Here is a 16,624-nt window from a genome sequence, read left to right as displayed (position 1 = left end):
GCCGGCGGTCACTGCCTGGCGCCGACCCGCGTCCACGCGCCCCACGCGCTCCGGACCATGTCGTCCAGCGAGTGCCGCATCTGCCAGCCGAGGTCGCGCCCGGCGAGCTCGCCGGACGCCACGATGCGGGCCGGGTCACCAGGTCGGCGCGGTCCGATCTCGGCGGTGAAGTCGACGCCGGTGACGTGGGCGATCGTGTCCATGATCTGGCGGACCGACACGCCCTCTCCGCTGCCGAGGTTGTAGACGTCCTCGAGCACGCCGCCGCCGGCCAGCGACCTCGCGGCGACGACGTGGCTGTGCGCCAGGTCGGCGACGTGCACGTAGTCGCGGACGCAGGTGCCGTCCGGCGTCGGGTAGTCGTCGCCGTTGATCTGCGGCACGCCTCCCGACGTCAAGGTCTGGAAGACCTTGGGGAACAGGTTGTGCGGGCTGGAGTCGTACAGGTCGTCGTAGCCGGAGCCCACCACGTTGAAGTAGCGCAGGGACGTCTGCCGGAGCCCGGTCGCTCGCGCCTGCGCCCGCAGGACCCACTCGTCGACGAGCTTGCTCTCGCCGTACGGCGACTCCGGCGCGGTCGGTGTCGTCTCCGTGACCAGGTCGGTGTCGGGGGTCCCGTAGACCGCGGCCGAGGACGAGAACACGACCGACTCCACGCCGGTGTCGGCCATGGCCTCGAGCAGGTGGATCGTCCCGGTGACGTTCTGCTCGTACGTGTGGAGCGGGCGCCGCACGGAGACACCGGCGTACTTGTAGCCGGCCACGTGCACGACCCCGACCACCGCGCGCTCGCGCAGCGTGCGGCGGACGAGGTCGGTGTCGGTGACGTTGCCCTCGACGAAGGGCACCTCTGCGTCGACGAACTCCCGGTGGCCCGACTCCAGCGAGTCGAGGACGACGACGTCCATGCCGGCGTCGGCGAAGGCTCGCACGACGTGGGATCCGATGTAGCCGGCGCCGCCGGTCACGAGCCAGGTCATGCCCGCGAGCCTAGCCGACGGTCACCTGCAGGATCTTGTCGTCACCGCCGCGCGGGTCACCCCGTCCGTCGGTGTTGCTGGTGGTGACCCAGAGCGTGCCGTCGGGCGCTGGCACGACGTTGCGGATGCGTCCGAGGTCCTCGTCCGCGAGCCGTCTCCGGGGGCGTCGGGCAGCGTCGCCCGCCAGCGGCACGGCCCACACGCACTGACCGCGGAGCGCGGCGACGTACGCCGTGCCGTACGCGATGCCCACACCTGCCGGCGACGCGTCGTCGGTGCTCCACCACGCCTTCGGCCCGATGATCCCGCGCGCCTCGGTCGGCCCCTCCGTCTGCGGCCACCCGTAGTTGCCGCCACGCTCGATCAGGTTGAGCTCGTCGGTGCTCTGGTCCCCGAACTCCGACGCCCACAGCCGGCCGTCGCTGTCGAACGCGAGCCCCTCGACGTTGCGGTGGCCGTACGACCACACGCGGTTGTCGAAGGGGTTGCCCCGGGCAGCCTTGCCGTCGAGCGTCATCCGCAGGATCTTGCCGGCGACGGAGTCGACGTCCTGAGCGCGCTCACGGACGCCGGCGTCCCCGGTGCTCGCGTACAGCAGGCCGTCCGGGCCGATCACCAGGCGTCCGCCGTTGTGGTTCATCGCGCGGGGGATCCCGTCGAGCAGGACGCGGGGACGGCCGAGTCGGCGACCGTCGAACGACATCGCGACGATGCGGTTGTCTTCGGCAGACGTGAAGCAGGCGATGACCGTGCGCTCGTCCGGCGTGGTGACGATCCCCATCAGGCCGCCCTCGCCGCTGTCGGTGTCGACGCCCGGCACCTCGCCCACGGTGCGTACGCCCCCGGTGCCGACCGCGAGGACGCGCGCGGTGTCGCGCTCGGTGACCAGTGCGCTGCCGTCGGCGAGGAACGCGATCCCCCACGGGACGGTGAGCCCCTCGGCGACCGTGCCGGTGATGCGGAGGGCGGTCGGGTCGGCAGGTGCGGTCGGCGACGGGGACGGCGTGGTCGCGCTCGGCGACGCGGAGGGCTCCGTCGTGGGCCTGGTCGTCGGGGTGGCGTCAGGGTCGTCGTCGCCGGTGCAGCCGGTCGCCAGGCCGACACCTGCAGCGGTGAGAGCGACGAGGATCTCGCGTCGAGTCAGCGTCATGGCCGCCAGTATCGTCCGTCAGCGGCTGTGGGGCTTCGGGAGTAGTGTGCCGAGCGGGACAGCCGCAGATCGATCGCTGGGGGGCAGATGGACACCACCGTACTGCTGGCGGCCGACGACACGTTTCGTCTGGACACCAACTTCTCCGACTACCTGATCATCGCGATCTACTTCGTCTTCGTGCTGGGCATCGGCGTCATCGCGAAGCGTCAGGTCTCGAGCAGCATCGACTTCTTCCTCTCCGGCAGGTCGCTCCCGGCCTGGGTCACGGGCCTCGCGTTCATCTCCGCGAACCTGGGCGCGGTCGAGATCATGGGCATGTCGGCCAACGGCGCGCAGTACGGCATGCCGACGATGCACTACTTCTGGATCGGCGCCGTCCCCGCGATGCTCTTCCTCGGCATCGTGATGATGCCCTTCTACTACGGCTCCAAGGTCCGGAGCGTGCCCGAGTTCATGCGCATGCGGTTCGGGACCGGCGCGCACCTCGTCAACGCGTTGAGCTTCGCGATCGCGCAGCTGCTGATCGCCGGCGTCAACCTCTACCTGCTCGCGACGATCGTGAACGTGATCCTCGGTTGGCCGCTGTGGGTGTCGCTGATCGCCGCGGCGGTCGTCGTCCTCACGTACACGACCCTCGGTGGTCTGTCCGCGGCGATCTACAACGAGGTCCTCCAGTTCTTCGTGATCGTGGCCGCGCTGCTGCCGCTCACGCTCGTCGCGCTCCACAAGGTGGGCGGCATCGACGGCCTGACCGACAAGATCACGGACTCCCCGGGCGGAGCCGAGCAGCTGTCGTCGTGGCCGGGCACCAACCTCACGGGCATCGAGGACCCGTTCTGGTCGGTGGTCGGCATCGTGTTCGGGCTGGGCTTCGTGCTCTCGTTCGGCTACTGGACGACGAACTTCGTCGAGGTGCAGCGTGCGATGGCCTCGAAGTCGATGTCCGCAGCCCGCAGCGCCCCGATCATCGGCACGTTCCCCAAGATGTTCATCCCCTTCATCGTGGTCGTCCCGGGCATGATCTGCGCGGTCCTGATCCCGGAGATGATCGATCTCAAGGCCGGGGACGACAGCTCAGGCGTCCAGTACAACGACGCGATCCTGCTCCTCATGCGCGACCTCCTGCCCAACGGCATGCTCGGACTCGCGATCGCAGGCCTGATCGCGTCGTTCATGGCAGGCATGGCAGCGAACATCTCGGCGTTCAACACCGTCTTCAGCATCGACCTGTGGCAGCAGTACGTGAAGAAGGACAGGCCGGACGGCTACTACACGCAGGTCGGTCGCTACGCGACCATCGGTGCGACCGTGATCGCCATCTTCACCGCGATCATCGCCTCCGGGTACTCCAACCTCATGGACTACCTCCAGACCCTCTTCGGGTTCTTCAACGCTCCGCTCTTCGCGACCTTCATCCTCGGCATGTTCTGGAAGCGGATGACGTCGACCGCCGGTTGGGTGGGGCTCGTCTCCGGCACCGGGGCGGCCGTCACCGTCGCGCTGCTCAGCGAGGACGCCTTCGGCAGTGCGAGCCTCGGAGTCATCCCGCTGTCCGGCCAGGGCGCGAGCTTCGTGGCGGCGAGCGCGGCGTTCGTGGTCGACATCGCGGTGAGCATCGTGGTGAGCCTGATGACGCAGCCGAAGCCGGCCACGCAGCTGCGCGGGTTCGTCTACTCGCTCACCCCGAAGGACCAGCTGCGCGACCCGCTCGCGCACCTGCTTCCCTGGTACCAGCGGCCCACCGTGCTCGCGTCGATCTCGCTGGTCCTCGTGATCGCCCTGAACATCATCTTCTGGTGAGAGGAGTACGCCCGTGGCTGACGGCAAGCGTCGCTTCCAGATCTCGTCCGCATTCGACATCCGGACGATCATCGGTGCGCTGATGGGGATCTACGGGGTCATCCTGACGCTCCTCGGCATCTTCAACGCCACCGACGAGGAGCTGGCGAAGGCCGACGGGTTCAACGTCAACCTCGTCAACGGGCTGATCCTGCTCGGCGTCTCGATCGCGTTCATCCTCTGGGCCTTCCTCCGCCCGCTCGTGGTGGAGGAGGTCCCGCCGGAGGCGTTCGACGATCACAAGGCCGGGCCGGAGTAGTCCGAGCCGCTCCTGCTCGACCGCTGGGGGGCCAGGCCCTCCATCACGCTCGCGCTAGCATGGGCGCATGTACGGCGAGCACCTTATCGAGCCGCGCTGACCCGTCCGGTCAGCGCGGCAGCCCCTCTGCACGAGGGGCTGTTCTGTGTACGGAGCCGTACGAACGATCTTTCGGAGGAGACCCAGGTGAGCACCCAGCACGCGGAAGCGGCGTCGTACGACGTCCGCGCCATCCAGGACAAGTGGCGCGCAGTGTGGGACGAGCTCCGGCCCTTCGACGCCGACGGCAGCGACCCGAGTCGTGAGCGGCGCTACGCGCTGACGATGTTCCCGTACCCGTCGGGCGACCTTCACATGGGTCACGGCGAGGTCTTCGCGCTGCACGACGTGCTCGCCCGCTACTGGCGTCTGAAGGGCTACGACGTCCTCAACCCGATCGGCTGGGACTCCTTCGGCCTGCCCGCCGAGAACGCCGCGATCAAGCGCAACGAGAACCCGGCGACCTTCACGTACGACAACATCGAGACGCAGGCCGAGTCGATCCGGCGCTACGGCGTGAGCTTCGACTGGACGCGCCGCCTGCACACCTCCGACCCGGAGTACTACCGCTGGACACAGTGGCTGTTCCTCAAGATGTTCGAGCGTGGACTGGCCTACCGGAAGGCGTCGTACGCCAACTGGTGCCCGAACGACCAGACCGTCCTCGCCAACGAGCAGGTGGTGCAGGGCGTGTGCGAGCGTTGCGGCGCCGTGGTCACCAAGCGCGAGCTGACGCAGTGGTACTTCAAGATCACCGACTACGCGCAGCGCCTGCTCGACGACATGGAGCAGCTCGAGGGCGCCTGGCCCGAGCGTGTGCTCACCATGCAGCGCAACTGGATCGGCCGCTCTGAGGGCGCCTGGGTCGACTTCGCCGTCGCCGGCCGCGACGAGCCGATCAGGGTGTTCACCACGCGCCCGGACACGTTGTACGGCGCGACGTTCATGGTCGTCGCCCCGGACGCGAAGCTGGCCGCCGAGCTCGTCAGCGACGAGCAGCGCGGTGACTTCGACGCGTACCTCGAACGCACGAAGCAGGCCACGGAGATCGAGCGCCAGTCGACGGAGCGGCCCAAGACCGGGGTGTTCCTGGGCGTGCACGCGACGAACCCGTTGACGGGCGAGTCGATGCCGGTGTGGGCCGCCGACTACGTGCTGGCCGACTACGGATCCGGCGCTGTCATGGCCGTGCCTGCCCACGACCAGCGCGACCTCGACTTCGCGCGCACGTACGACCTCCCGGTGCGCCGTGTCGTCGACGTGCCGGGGGAGGAGAACCCGGAGGAGACCGGGGTCGCGACCAGCGGGGACGGAGCGTACGTCAACTCGCCCGCGCTCGAGGGCATCGCCGACAAGGTCGAGGGCATCGCGTCGATCATCGAGAAGCTCAGCGCGGACGGCGTCGGCGAGGGGACCATCAACTTCCGGCTGCGCGACTGGCTGTTGAGCCGGCAGCGCTATTGGGGCTGCCCGATCCCGATCGTTCACTGCCCGGACTGCGGCGAGGTCGCGGTGCCGGACGACCAGCTGCCCGTCGAGCTCCCGTACCTGACCGGGGCCGACCTGGCGCCCAAGGGCACGTCACCGCTGGCTGCGGCGACCGACTGGGTGCGTACGACCTGCCCGTCCTGCGGCGGCGACGCGTCGCGCGACACCGACACGATGGACACGTTCGTCGACTCGTCGTGGTACTTCCTCCGGTACTGCTCGCCTGGCTACACGGGCGGCGCGTTCGATCCGGCCGAGGTGAAGCACTGGATGCCGGTCGACATGTACGTCGGCGGTGTGGAGCACGCGATCCTGCACCTCCTCTACAGCCGGTTCTTCACGAAGGCGCTGCACGACATGGGGCTGGTCAGCTTCGTGGAGCCGTTCACCGCGCTGATGAACCAGGGCCAGGTGATCAACCAGGGCAAGGCGATGAGCAAGTCGCTCGGCAACGGCATCGACCTCGGTCAGCAGATCGAGGAGTTCGGTGTCGACTCCGTGCGGCTGACGCTCGTCTTCGCCGGGCCGCCCGAGGACGACATCGACTGGGCGGACGTGTCGCCTGCCGGTGCCTCGAAGTTCCTCCAGCGCGCCTGGCGCATCTCCCACGAGGTCGCGAGCGAGCCCGGCGTCGACGCCGCGTCCGGTGACGTCGCGCTGCGCCGGGTCACGCACAAGACGGTGGCGGAGTGCGAGCACCTGTACGACTCGAAGCGCTTCAACGTCGTCGTGGCCCGCGTCATGGAGCTGGTGAACGCGACCCGCAAGGCGATCGACTCCGGTGCGGGTGCGGCCGACCCGGCGGTCCGGGAGGCGTCCGAGGTGACGGCGATGCTGCTGAGCACGGTTGCTCCGTACGTCGCCGAGGAGATGTGGGCGGAGCTCGGTCACGCGCCGTCGGTCTCTCAGCAGGCGTGGCCGACGGTCGATCCGGCGCTGCTGGTCGACGACACGGTGACCTGCGTCGTCCAGGTCAAGGGCAAGGTCCGCGGCAAGCTCGAGGTCCCGCCGTCGATCTCCGACGAGGAGCTCGAGGCGCTCGCGCTGGCCGAGCCGAACGTCGCCCGGCACCTCGAGGGCGCGGAGATCCGCAAGGTGATCATCCGCGCCCCGAAGCTCGTCAACATCGTCGTCTGATCACGCTGTCGCGCCGGTCACCACCAGGCTGATGCCGGTGGTGGCCAGCCCGGCGGCGAGGAGCACGGCGCCGGCGTAGACGAGCACGATCAGCCTGCCTGGCCGCTGCGGGTCGCTGCCGAGCACGGAGAGGAAGAACCCCGCCGGCATGACGATGGCGGCCACGAGGACTCCGAGCGGGCCGATCATGGCCCACGGCTCGTCGACGCCTGCCGAGCTGGTCAGCAGCAGGGTGACGAGCCCGAGGATGACGAGCACCCCGGCGTGCGCGTGCCCGGCGCGGAAGAACGAGGTCTGGAGAGCGTTCGCCGGCTGGCGACCTCCGACGACGCGGAGCATGAACGCGCCGCCGGTCTCGATCGTGATCACCGTGAGGACGACGACGCCTGCGGTGATGGTGGTTGCTGCGTCCATGGGCGGCCCTTCTGCAATTGGAGAGTGCGACTATCCAATATTAGATAGTGCTACTCTCCAATGGCAAGAGAGGAACAGCTATGCGGATTTCTGAGCTCGCTGCGGCGTCCGGCGTCGCGGTGCCCACGATCAAGTACTACCTGCGCGAGGGCCTGCTCCCGCCCGGCCGCGCGACCAGCGCCACGCAGGCGTCGTACGACGAGAGCCACCTCCAGCGCCTGCGACTCGTGCGCTCGCTCGTCGAGGTCGGCGGGCTCCCGCTCGCGAAGGTCCGCGCGGTCCTCGACGTCCTGGCCGACCCCGCACCCGCCCCCTACACCGCCGTCAGCGATGCGCTCGCCGCGCTGCCGCCGTACGTCGTGGAGACTCCGCCGTTCGTCCGCGCGACGTCGGCCCTCGACGAGATCGGGCTCGCATACGACCCGACCTCGTCCGCGATCGCCCAGCTCGAGGCCGCGCTCGCCGGGCTGGAGGCCGCCGGGCGCCCGCTCGACGCTGCGGCGCTCGGGCGCTATGCCGCGCAGATCATGGTGATCGCTCGGCGGGAGGTCGACGCCGTCGAGGCGCAGCGCGACCCGGAGGTCCCGGCGGAGCTGGCCGACGTCGTCGAGGACATCGTGCTCGGGACGATCCTGGTCGAGCCGGTCATCCTGGCGCTACGCCGCCTCATCCACGCCGCACTGTTCCGTGAGCGTCACCAAGGCGACTCCGCCGCCGGCGATCAGAAGCCCGCGGCGAGCCGGTAGTACGCCTGGTTCCAGCGCAGCTCCTGGCGCAGCGCACGCGTCGTGGTCGACGCGTCGATGTGGACGATCTCGGTGCGCAGCATCTCGGCGAGGTCGTCGAACTCCTCGAACCCGACGGCCGTCGTCAGCACCGTGTGGTGCGGCCCGCCGGTCATCAGCCACGCCTCGGCGGCCGTCGTCAGAGAGGGGTGGGCCTCCCAGACCGCACAGGCCACCGGCAGGCGGGGCAGCGGCTCGTCAGGCTCCACGAGGGTGACGTCGTTGGCGCTCAGCCGGAACCGGTCGCCCTGGTCGGACAGTCCGACGACGATCCCCTCGCCGGGATCGGCGACGAACCGCATGCGCACCGGATCTTCCCTGTTGCCCATCGACAGCGGGTGGACCTCGACGGTGGGCTGGTGCGCGGTGAGGCTCGGGCAGACCTCCAGCATGTGGGCTCCGAGGGACTTCATGTTCCCGGGCGCAAGGTGGTACGTGTAGTCCTCCATGAACGAGGTACCGCCGGGGCGACCGACGGCCATCGTCTTCGTCGCGCGGACGAGCGCCGAGGTCTTCCAGTCGCCCTCGCCGCCGAAGCCGTAGCCGTCGGCCATGAGCCGTTGGACGGCGAGACCGGGAAGCTGCCGAAGCCCCCCGAGGTCCTCGAAGCTCGTCGTGAACGCCCCGAAGCCCCCCTCCTCGAGGAACGCCCGGAGGCCGGCCTCGAGGCGGGCCGCGTACCGAAGTGCGTCGCGCCGGTCCCCGCCCTCGCGCAGGGTGGGGGAGAGGGCGTACAGGTCGTCGTACTCCGCGACGAGCTTCGCGACGTCCTCGTCGGTCACCTCGTCGACCACGGCCACGAGGTCGTTCACGCCGTAGGTGTTGACCGAGACCCCGAAGCGCAGCTCGGCCTCGACCTTGTCGCCCTCGGTGACGGCGACGTCCCGCATGTTGTCGCCGAAGCGTGCCAGCCGCAGCGTACGCAGGTCCGCGTACGCTGACGCGGCACGCGCCCACGTCGCGACCCGGCTCCCGACCGTCGGGTCCGTGACGTGGCCCGCGACGGTCTTGCGCGGTATGCCGAGCCGGGTCTGCAGGAACCCGAACTCGCGGTCGCCGTGGGCGGCCTGGTTGAGGTTCATGAAGTCCATGTCGAGGGTCGCCCACGGGATCTCGACGTGGTGCTGGGTGTGCAGGTGGAGGAGCGGCTTCGCGAGCGCGTCCAGCCCGGAGATCCACATCTTCGCGGGCGAGAACGTGTGCATCCACGCGACGACGCCAGCGCACGAGTCGTCGGCGTTGGCCTCGAGGATCAGCCGGCGGATCGCGTCCGACGAGGTCAGGACGGGCTTCCACACGACCGGCAGCGCCAGGTCCTCGGTGCGGTCGAGGACGCCGGCGATGTCGCGCGACTGCTCAGCGACCTGGCGCAGGGTGTCTTCCCCGTACAGATTCTGGCTCCCGGTCAGGAACCAGAGGACACGGTCGGTCATCGAAGCTCTCTCTCCCCGGCCTGCTGGCCGTAGATGTTTTTGTAGCGCGCGTACAGGCGATCGACGTCCTCGGGTGCGATCGGCACGGGCTCGCCGATCTGGCGGCTGATGTGAACGGTGCGAGCGACGTCCTCGCACATCACCGCGGCCTTCACCGCGGCCTTCGCGCTGGCTCCGACCGCGAAGACGCCGTGGTTGCGCATGAGGACCGCGTCCGAGCGGCTCTGCGCGAGCGTCTCGACGATGCCGCGCCCGATCGAGTCGTCACCGATCAGCGCGAAGGGACCGACGGGGATCTCCCCGCCGAACTCGTCGGCGATCATCGTCAGCGTGCACGGGATCGGCTCGCCGCGGGCCGCCCACGCCGTCGCGTAGGTGGAGTGGGTGTGGACGATGCCGTTGACGTCCGGCCGGTGCCGGTAGACGTAGGCGTGGGCCGCGGTGTCGCTCGACGGCGACAGGTCCCCGTCGAGGAGGTTGCCGTGGAGGTCGGTCACGACGATCGCCGCGGGAGTCAGGGCGTCGTACGCGACTCCGCTCGGCTTGATCACGAGCGCGTCCTCGCCGGGAACACGTGCCGACACGTTCCCGGCCGTCCACACCACGAGCCCGTACCGGGTCAGCTCGGCGTGCAGGTCGCACACCTCGCGTCGCAGGCGCTCGATGGTGCGGCGCACCTCGTCCACCGCGGTCATCGAGCCTCCTCGCGGTTCCGGGACGCCTCGTCGCGCAACGCGCGCAACCGGTGCATCACCTCGTTGCCACCCCGACCGAAGTGGTCGTGCAGCGCCACGTACTCGGCGTACAGCCGGTCGTACGTGAGCGCACGCTCTTCGTCGGGGACGTAGACCGCCTTGCGCACCGACCCCATCGCCTTCGCGGCAGCGCGTATGTCCGCGTACGCGCCGGCCGCGACGGCGGCATGGAGTGCGGCACCCAAGGCGGGGCCTTGTGCCGAACCGACCACGGACAGCGGCAGCCGGGTCACGTCGGAGTAGATCTGCATGAGGAGGTCGTTGCGGGCGAGTCCGCCGGCGACGACGAGCTCGTCGACGGGTACGCCGCTGTCGACGAACGCCTCGATGATCGTGCGGGTCCCGAACGCGGTCGCCTCGATCAACGCGCGGTAGACGTCCTCGGGGCGTGTCGCGAGGGTCTGACCCAGCACGACGCCGGAGAGTCCGTGGTCCACCAGCACCGAGCGGTTGCCGTTGTGCCAGTCGAGTGCGACGAGTCCGTGCTCGCCGACAGCCTGGTCTGCCGCGAGCGTGGTGAGGTGCTCGTGCACGGTACGCCCGGCTGCCGCCGCGTCGGTGTGGACGTACGGGGGTGCGCCGTGCTCGACGAACCAGGCGAAGATGTCGCCGACCCCGCTCTGACCCGCCTCGTACCCCCACCGCCCCGCAACGATGCCGCCGTCGACGACACCGCACATGCCTGGCACCTCCCGCAGCACCGACGAGCTCATCACGTGGCACGTCGAGGTGCCCATGATCGCGACCATCTGCCCGTCGTCGACGGCCTGCGCGGCCGGTGCGGTGACGTGCGCGTCGATGTTGCCGACCGCGACGGGGATGCCCTCCGGGAGACCGGTCCAGGCTGCGGCCTCGGCAGTCAGCGTCCCGGCGCACTCGCCGAGCTGGGCGACCGGCTGTGCGATGTGAGCGTTAACAAAGTCGCCGAACGAGGGATGGAGGGCGGTGAGGAAGTCCGCGTCCGGATAGCGGCCGTCCTGATAGACGGCCTTGTAGCCGGTCGCGCTCGCGTTGCGCACGTACGTCCCGCACAGCTGCCACACGATCCAGTCCGAGGCCTCGACCCACCGGTCCATGGCGGCGTAGAGCTCCGGATCCTCCTCGAACAGCTGCAGTCCCTTGGCGAGCTCCCACTCCGAGGAGAGGAGACCGCCGTAGCGGCGGAGCCAGGGCTCGCCGCGCTCTGCGGCCAGTGCGTTGATGCGGTCAGCCTGGCCCTGGGCTGCGTGGTGCTTCCAGAGCTTCACGTAGGCGTGAGGTCGGTCGGAGTAGGCAGGCAGCTCGCACAGCGGGGTGCCGTCGGCGGTCGTCGGAATCATCGTGCACGCGGTGAAGTCCGTCCCGATCCCGATCACGTCCGACGGGGCGATGCCGGCCCGGCGGATCGCCTCGGGGACCGCGGTGCGCAGGACGTCCACGTAGTCCGACGGCACCTGCAGCGCCCAGTCGGCCGGCAGCCGTCGCCCGGGCTGACCGGGCAGCGTGTCGGTGACGACACCGTGGGCGTACGCCGACTCCGCGCTCGCGATCTCCGTCCCGTCCTCGACGGCGACGACGAGCGCGCGGCCCGACAGCGTCCCGAAGTCGACACCGACGACGTACGACGTGCTGGTCATGCCGTTGCCTCCGGCCGGAAGGGACGCGCCGTGCTGGCGCGCAGGATGACGTCGGGTGAGACGAGGCGCTCGAGGTGCGGCTCGACCCCCTTGATCCCGGCATCGAGGAACGCGATGGCCCTTCTGCCGACCTCGACGAAGTCCTGCCGGACCGTCGTGAGCGGCGGCTGCAGGTACTCGGCCTCCGGCGTGTCGTCGAAGCCCACCACGCTGACGTGGCGCGGCGCTGGCCTGCCGCCCTCGTGGTACGCGCGGAGGAGACCGATCGCCATCTGGTCGTTGGCGACGAAGACGGCTGTGGTGTCGGTGTCCGCGACGAGGGTCCGGCCCGCCGCGTATCCGCTGCGTGCCGACCAGTCGCCGTGCAGGAGCGTGCCGGGCGCCAGACCGGAGTCTGCCAGGGCGTCCCGCCATCCGGTCTCGCGCGCATCGGCCTCGGTCCAGCTGCGTGGTCCACGCACGTGGGCGATCCGCGTGTGGCCGAGCTCGACCAGATGTGCCGTCGCGGCGTACGCACCGGCCTGCTGGTCGACGCCGACGACGTTCGTCGCCTTGGAGAGATCGCCCTCGACCACCACGAACGGCACACCGAAGTCCTGATGGCTCACCAGCTCGAGGGCCTCGACCTGTCCGGCGATCATGACGATGCCCTCGACGGCCTGCCGGAGCAGGTGGTCGATGGCGTCGGTCAAGGTCGAGGCGGTCACGGTCGCCAGGCTCACCGAACCCGCGAACCACCCCGCGCTGCGCGCCGCGTCCTCGATCGTGCGGTGGATGCTGTTGGGGCCGTACAGCCCGCTCCCCGTGCTGATGATCCCGATCGTGGAGGAGCGCCGCGTGACCAGGGCACGCGCGGCGGTGTTCGGCCGGTAGCCGAGCTCACGGATCGCAGACTCGACCCGCTCGCGGGTCGAGGGACGGATGTTCGGCGAGCCGTTGATGACGCGCGAGACGGTCTGGTGAGAGACGCCCGCTGCCCGAGCGACGTCAGCCATCACAGGCGGGGACTGGCGATCGGTGCTCACGAGACCTCCCGGCGGGTGAAGAAGCGTTGCAGGACGACGAAGACGAGCAGCAGCACGCCGATCGAGATCTTCGTCCACCATGAGCTCAGTGTCCCGTCGAACGAGATGAACGTCTGGATGGTGCCGAGCACCAGGACACCGAGGAGCGACCCGATCACGAGCCCGTACCCGCCGGTCAGAAGCGTGCCCCCGATCACCACCGCGGCGATCGCGTCGAGCTCCATGCCGACCGCGTGGAGGCTGTAGCCGGACAGCATGTAGAGGGCGAACAGGAGGCCACCGAGCGACGAGCAGAACCCGCTGATCGCGTAGACGCCCACCTTGACGCGGGCGACCGCGAGGCCCATGAGCATCGCCGAGCTCTCGCTGCCGCCGACCGCGTAGACCGTACGGCCGAAGCGGGTCATGTGCAGGACCCACGCCGCGATCGCCACGACGAGGAGGGAGATCAGCACGGTCGGCGTCACGTACAGCTCTCCAGGAAGCGTGATCGACGCCGCCGAGAGCGACTGGAAGGTCTCGTCCTTGATCGGGATCGACTCGACACTGATCAGGTAGCAGAGCCCGCGCGCGAGGAACATCCCGGCCAGCGTCGCGATGAACGGCTGCACCTCGAAGTAGTGGATGACGAGCCCCATCGCGAGACCGAGCGTCGTCCCCGTGACCAGCACCGCCAGGACCGCCATGGTCGGCGGCCACCCGGCCCGCAGCGTCGAGGCCGCGATCATCGTCGAGAGGGCGACGACTGATCCGACCGAGAGGTCGATGCCTCCGGTGAGGATGACGAACGTCATGCCGACGGCGAGCACGATCAGGAACGCGTTGTCGACGAAGAGGTTGAGGACGACCTGCGGCGAGGCGAACCCCTCGTACCGGATCGACCCGACCCCGAACATCCCGACGAGCAGGGCGAACGTCGCCAGCACGGGAAGCACCTGCGACGGCGGGGAGTAGCCCTTCAGGCGGTCGACGAAGGAGCGTCCCGACACGTCGGACGCGGTGGCGGTGGTCATGCTCGACCTGCCTTCACGAGGGAGGAACGGTTGCTGCGGCGCCAGACGGCGGCACGCGCCTTGGGCGACTGGAGGAGACACACGGCGATGACGACGACGGCCTTGAAGAGGTAGTTCGTCTCCGAGGGGATCCCGATCGTCGGGATGGTCGTCGACAGCGTCTGGATGAACAGTGCGGCGACCAGTGTCCCCATCAGCGAGAACCGCCCGCCGGCAAGAGAGGTGCCGCCGATCACGACGGCGAGGATCGCGTCCAGCTCGATCCAGAGCCCGGCGTTGTTCGCATCCGCGGCGCTCGTGTTCGCTGCGATCATCAGGCCGGCCAGCCCGGCGCAGAACGCCGAGAACACGTACACGGTCCAGATGATCGTCCGCGATCGGACACCGGCGAGCCGGCTCGCCTCGGGGTTGATCCCCACCGCCTCGACCAGCATGCCGAGCGCGGTACGGCGTGTGATGAGCCCGGTGATCGCGAGCACGGCCAGCGAGACGAGGATCGCGATCGGCAGGGTGAGGAAGTAGCCGGCGCCGAGAGCCTTGAAGAACGCGTTGTTCACGGTCGTGATCTGGCCCCCGGTCACCAGCATGGCGAGGCCTCGCCCGGCCGTCATGAGGACGAGCGTCGCGATGATCGGCTGGATGCCGAGCACGGACACGAGGAATCCGTTCCACAGCCCGAGGAGGATGCAGACCGCGAGGGCGAGCGTGATCGCCGTGATCGCGGTCCCCGCCGACGCCGGGTCGGGGGAACCGGCGATGTGGACGCACGCGACCGCGCCCGCGATCGCCGCGATCGCTCCGACGGAGAGGTCGATGCCCCGGGTGGCGATCACCAGCGTCATGCCGAGCGCGACGAGGAGGACGGGGGCACCGTTGCGGGCGATGTCGACGAGACTCCCGTAGAGGTGACCGTCCTGCATCCGGACCTGGAGGAACGTCGGGGTGGCGATCGCGTTGACGGCCAGCAGCAGGACGAGCGCGAGCACCGGCCAGAAGAGCCGGTGTCGGGTGAGGTCACGCACGAGCCACCTCCTCGTCGCGGGCGATGATCGCCATCAGGTCGGCCGTGGTCGTCTGGACGTTGGGGATCTCGTCGACCTTGTGACGGTCGCGCATCACCACCAGCCGGTCGCTCAGCCGCAGCACCTCCTCCAGCTCGGCGGAGATGAACACGACCCCCATCCCGTCTCGGGCGAGGTCGTCGACGACCTGCTGGATCTGTGCTTTCGCGCCCACGTCGATGCCTCGGGTCGGCTCGTCGAGGATGAGGAGGTCCGGCTGCATGATCAGCCAACGGGCCAGCAGAACCTTCTGCTGGTTGCCGCCGCTGAGGTTGCGCATCAGCGCGTCGGGGTTGGCGGGTCGGATGTCGAGCGCCTCGACGTACTTCGTGACGAGCTGGTCGCGCGTACGAGGCGGCACCGGCCGCAGCCACCCACGGGCCGCCTGCAGCCCCAGGAGCATGTTCTCGGCCACGGTGAGGTCGCCGATCACCCCCTCGGACCGCCTGTTCTCGCTGGAGAAACCGATCCGCTGGTCGACCGCCTTGCGCGGCGACCGTAGGTGGACGCGGCGCCCGCGCAGCTCGACCGTCCCGCTGTCCGACGCGTCCGCGCCGAAGAGCAGCCGTGCCAGCTCCGTCCGGCCGGAGCCGAGCAGGCCGGCGATGCCGATCACCTCGCCGTCGTACACGTCGAGGTCGACAGGCGCGAGGGCACCCTTGCGGCCCAGCCCGACCGCTCGCAGGACCGGCGTACGACGCTCGTCCGGCTGACGCGACGGCTCACGATCCAGTCGCTCCAGGACCTCCAGCTCACGACCGAGCATCTCCTCCACGAGCTCGAGGCGCGTCACGTCACGTGTGAGGTGCTCGCCCACGAGACGACCGTTGCGCAGGACCGTCATCCGGTCGGAGATCGCGAAGACCTGGTCGAGGAAGTGTGAGACGAAGAGGATCGCGACGCCCTGGGAGCGCAACGAGCGGACAACCTCGAAGAGCTTGTCCACCTCCTCGCTGTCGAGGCTCGCTGTTGGCTCGTCGAGAACGAGCACCCGGGCCTCGATGTCGACCGCGCGGCCGATCGCGACGAGCTGCTGGACAGCGATCGGGTGGTCGCCCAGGCGTGAGCGCGGGGCGATGTCGAGTCCGAGCCGGGCGAGGACCTCGCGCGTGCGCCGGTTCATGCGCCGGTGGTCGATACGTCCCAGCCGACGCGGCTCCCGTCCCAGCATCATGTTCTCGGCCACGCTGAGGTTCGTGCAGAGGTTGACCTCCTGGTAGACCGTGCTGACCCCGGCAGCCTGGGCCGTCGCGGTGCCGGCGAACTGCTGCTCCGTGCCACCGACGCGGATCGTTCCGGCGTCGATGGTGTAGACCCCCGTCAAGGCCTTGATCAAGGTCGACTTCCCTGCGCCGTTCTCGCCCATGAGTGCGTGGACCTCGCCCGGGAACATCCGAAAGCTCACGTCGTCGAGCGCAGTGACGCCTGGAAACGTGATCGTGATCCCGGTCATCTCGACGACCGGCTCGATATCGCTCGGGGCATCGCCGGGTCGCGGCCCCGAGGAGGGGTGCGCGTCGGCTGACATGTGGGTCATCTCGAGTCCTCTGGTCTCGTGGGTCGATGGCGGCGGTCGAGGTGCGGTGGTGACGGGACCTGGTCCAGGTCAGCTCCCGTCACCACACCG

The 16,624-nt window shown here is 69.5% G+C and carries 14 protein-coding genes; 4 read left to right on the top strand and 10 right to left on the bottom strand.

Features of this window, described 5'->3' with window-relative positions:
• Window positions 1-8 precede the first annotated feature (8 nt).
• Together galE and GH747_RS08855 are read right to left on the bottom strand one after the other, a co-directional pair.
• Entirely contained in the window at window positions 9-980 is a 972-nt protein-coding gene (gene galE / locus GH747_RS08860; RefSeq protein ID WP_149769200.1) for a UDP-glucose 4-epimerase GalE, read from the bottom strand.
• Between the two features lie 10 nt (window positions 981-990).
• Window positions 991-2,130, bottom strand: coding sequence for a PQQ-dependent sugar dehydrogenase (locus tag GH747_RS08855; protein WP_149769199.1), 1,140 nt, complete (start codon window positions 2,128-2,130; stop codon window positions 991-993).
• 87 nt (window positions 2,131-2,217) lie between these two features.
• On the opposite strand from GH747_RS08855, the gene GH747_RS08850 reads away from it, so the two are divergent.
• The 3 genes from GH747_RS08850 to leuS all read left to right on the top strand — a co-directional run bounded on the left by GH747_RS08850 (window position 2,218) and on the right by leuS (window position 6,895).
• On the top strand, window positions 2,218-3,933 hold the full coding sequence (locus tag GH747_RS08850) for a sodium:solute symporter family protein (RefSeq protein WP_149769198.1): 1,716 nt from the start codon (window positions 2,218-2,220) through the stop codon (window positions 3,931-3,933).
• A 13-nt stretch (window positions 3,934-3,946) separates the two neighbouring features.
• On the top strand, window positions 3,947-4,231 hold the full coding sequence (locus GH747_RS08845) for a hypothetical protein (protein ID WP_149769197.1): 285 nt from the start codon (window positions 3,947-3,949) through the stop codon (window positions 4,229-4,231).
• Between the two features lie 186 nt (window positions 4,232-4,417).
• Entirely contained in the window at window positions 4,418-6,895 is a 2,478-nt protein-coding gene (gene leuS, locus GH747_RS08840) for a leucine--tRNA ligase (RefSeq protein ID WP_149769196.1), read from the top strand.
• Here leuS and GH747_RS08835 read toward each other — a convergent pair whose 3' ends face one another.
• Complete coding sequence (locus tag GH747_RS08835; protein ID WP_149769195.1) at window positions 6,896-7,309, bottom strand: hypothetical protein; 414 nt, start codon at window positions 7,307-7,309, stop codon at window positions 6,896-6,898. It lies immediately after the preceding gene.
• A gap of 80 nt (window positions 7,310-7,389) precedes the next feature.
• Between GH747_RS08835 and GH747_RS08830 the strand changes: the two genes are divergently transcribed.
• The gene (locus GH747_RS08830; protein WP_149769194.1) at window positions 7,390-8,055 is read left to right on the top strand and encodes a MerR family transcriptional regulator; all 666 of its coding nucleotides are present in this window, start codon (window positions 7,390-7,392) and stop codon (window positions 8,053-8,055) included.
• Here the strand turns inward: GH747_RS08830 and araA are convergent.
• The 7 genes from araA to GH747_RS08795 are packed head-to-tail and all read right to left on the bottom strand — an operon-like array spanning window position 8,031 to window position 16,534.
• Window positions 8,031-9,527 carry an L-arabinose isomerase gene (gene araA, locus GH747_RS08825; protein ID WP_149769193.1) on the bottom strand — a complete coding sequence of 499 codons (1,497 nt, stop codon included), beginning with the start codon at window positions 9,525-9,527 and terminating at the stop codon, window positions 8,031-8,033. The genes GH747_RS08830 and araA overlap by 25 nt on opposite strands.
• A complete protein-coding gene (locus tag GH747_RS08820; protein ID WP_149769192.1) occupies window positions 9,524-10,222 on the bottom strand; it encodes an L-ribulose-5-phosphate 4-epimerase in 699 nt (232 codons plus the stop codon). Before GH747_RS08820 ends, araA begins: the two co-directional genes overlap by 4 nt.
• The gene (gene araB / locus GH747_RS08815; RefSeq protein WP_149769191.1) at window positions 10,219-11,898 is read right to left on the bottom strand and encodes a ribulokinase; all 1,680 of its coding nucleotides are present in this window, start codon (window positions 11,896-11,898) and stop codon (window positions 10,219-10,221) included. The genes GH747_RS08820 and araB overlap by 4 nt, the downstream gene beginning before the upstream one ends.
• The gene (locus GH747_RS08810) at window positions 11,895-12,923 is read right to left on the bottom strand and encodes a LacI family DNA-binding transcriptional regulator (RefSeq protein WP_228552849.1); all 1,029 of its coding nucleotides are present in this window, start codon (window positions 12,921-12,923) and stop codon (window positions 11,895-11,897) included. The genes araB and GH747_RS08810 overlap by 4 nt, the downstream gene beginning before the upstream one ends.
• Window positions 12,920-13,936 carry a galactofuranose ABC transporter, permease protein YjfF gene (gene yjfF, locus GH747_RS08805; RefSeq protein ID WP_149769190.1) on the bottom strand — a complete coding sequence of 339 codons (1,017 nt, stop codon included), beginning with the start codon at window positions 13,934-13,936 and terminating at the stop codon, window positions 12,920-12,922. The genes GH747_RS08810 and yjfF overlap by 4 nt, the downstream gene beginning before the upstream one ends.
• Complete coding sequence (locus tag GH747_RS08800; RefSeq protein WP_228552848.1) at window positions 13,933-14,958, bottom strand: ABC transporter permease; 1,026 nt, start codon at window positions 14,956-14,958, stop codon at window positions 13,933-13,935. Before GH747_RS08800 ends, yjfF begins: the two co-directional genes overlap by 4 nt.
• Window positions 14,951-16,534, bottom strand: a complete 1,584-nt coding sequence (locus tag GH747_RS08795; RefSeq protein WP_228552847.1) for a sugar ABC transporter ATP-binding protein — start codon at window positions 16,532-16,534, stop codon at window positions 14,951-14,953. Before GH747_RS08795 ends, GH747_RS08800 begins: the two co-directional genes overlap by 8 nt.
• Window positions 16,535-16,624 lie beyond the last annotated feature (90 nt).

Origin of the sequence: Mumia xiangluensis, from assembly GCF_010994095.1 — a bacterium.
GTDB classification, from domain to species: domain Bacteria; phylum Actinomycetota; class Actinomycetes; order Propionibacteriales; family Nocardioidaceae; genus Mumia; species Mumia xiangluensis.
Note: the sequence above shows the minus strand (reverse complement) of the source record. Positions and strands in the feature narration are given on the sequence as shown.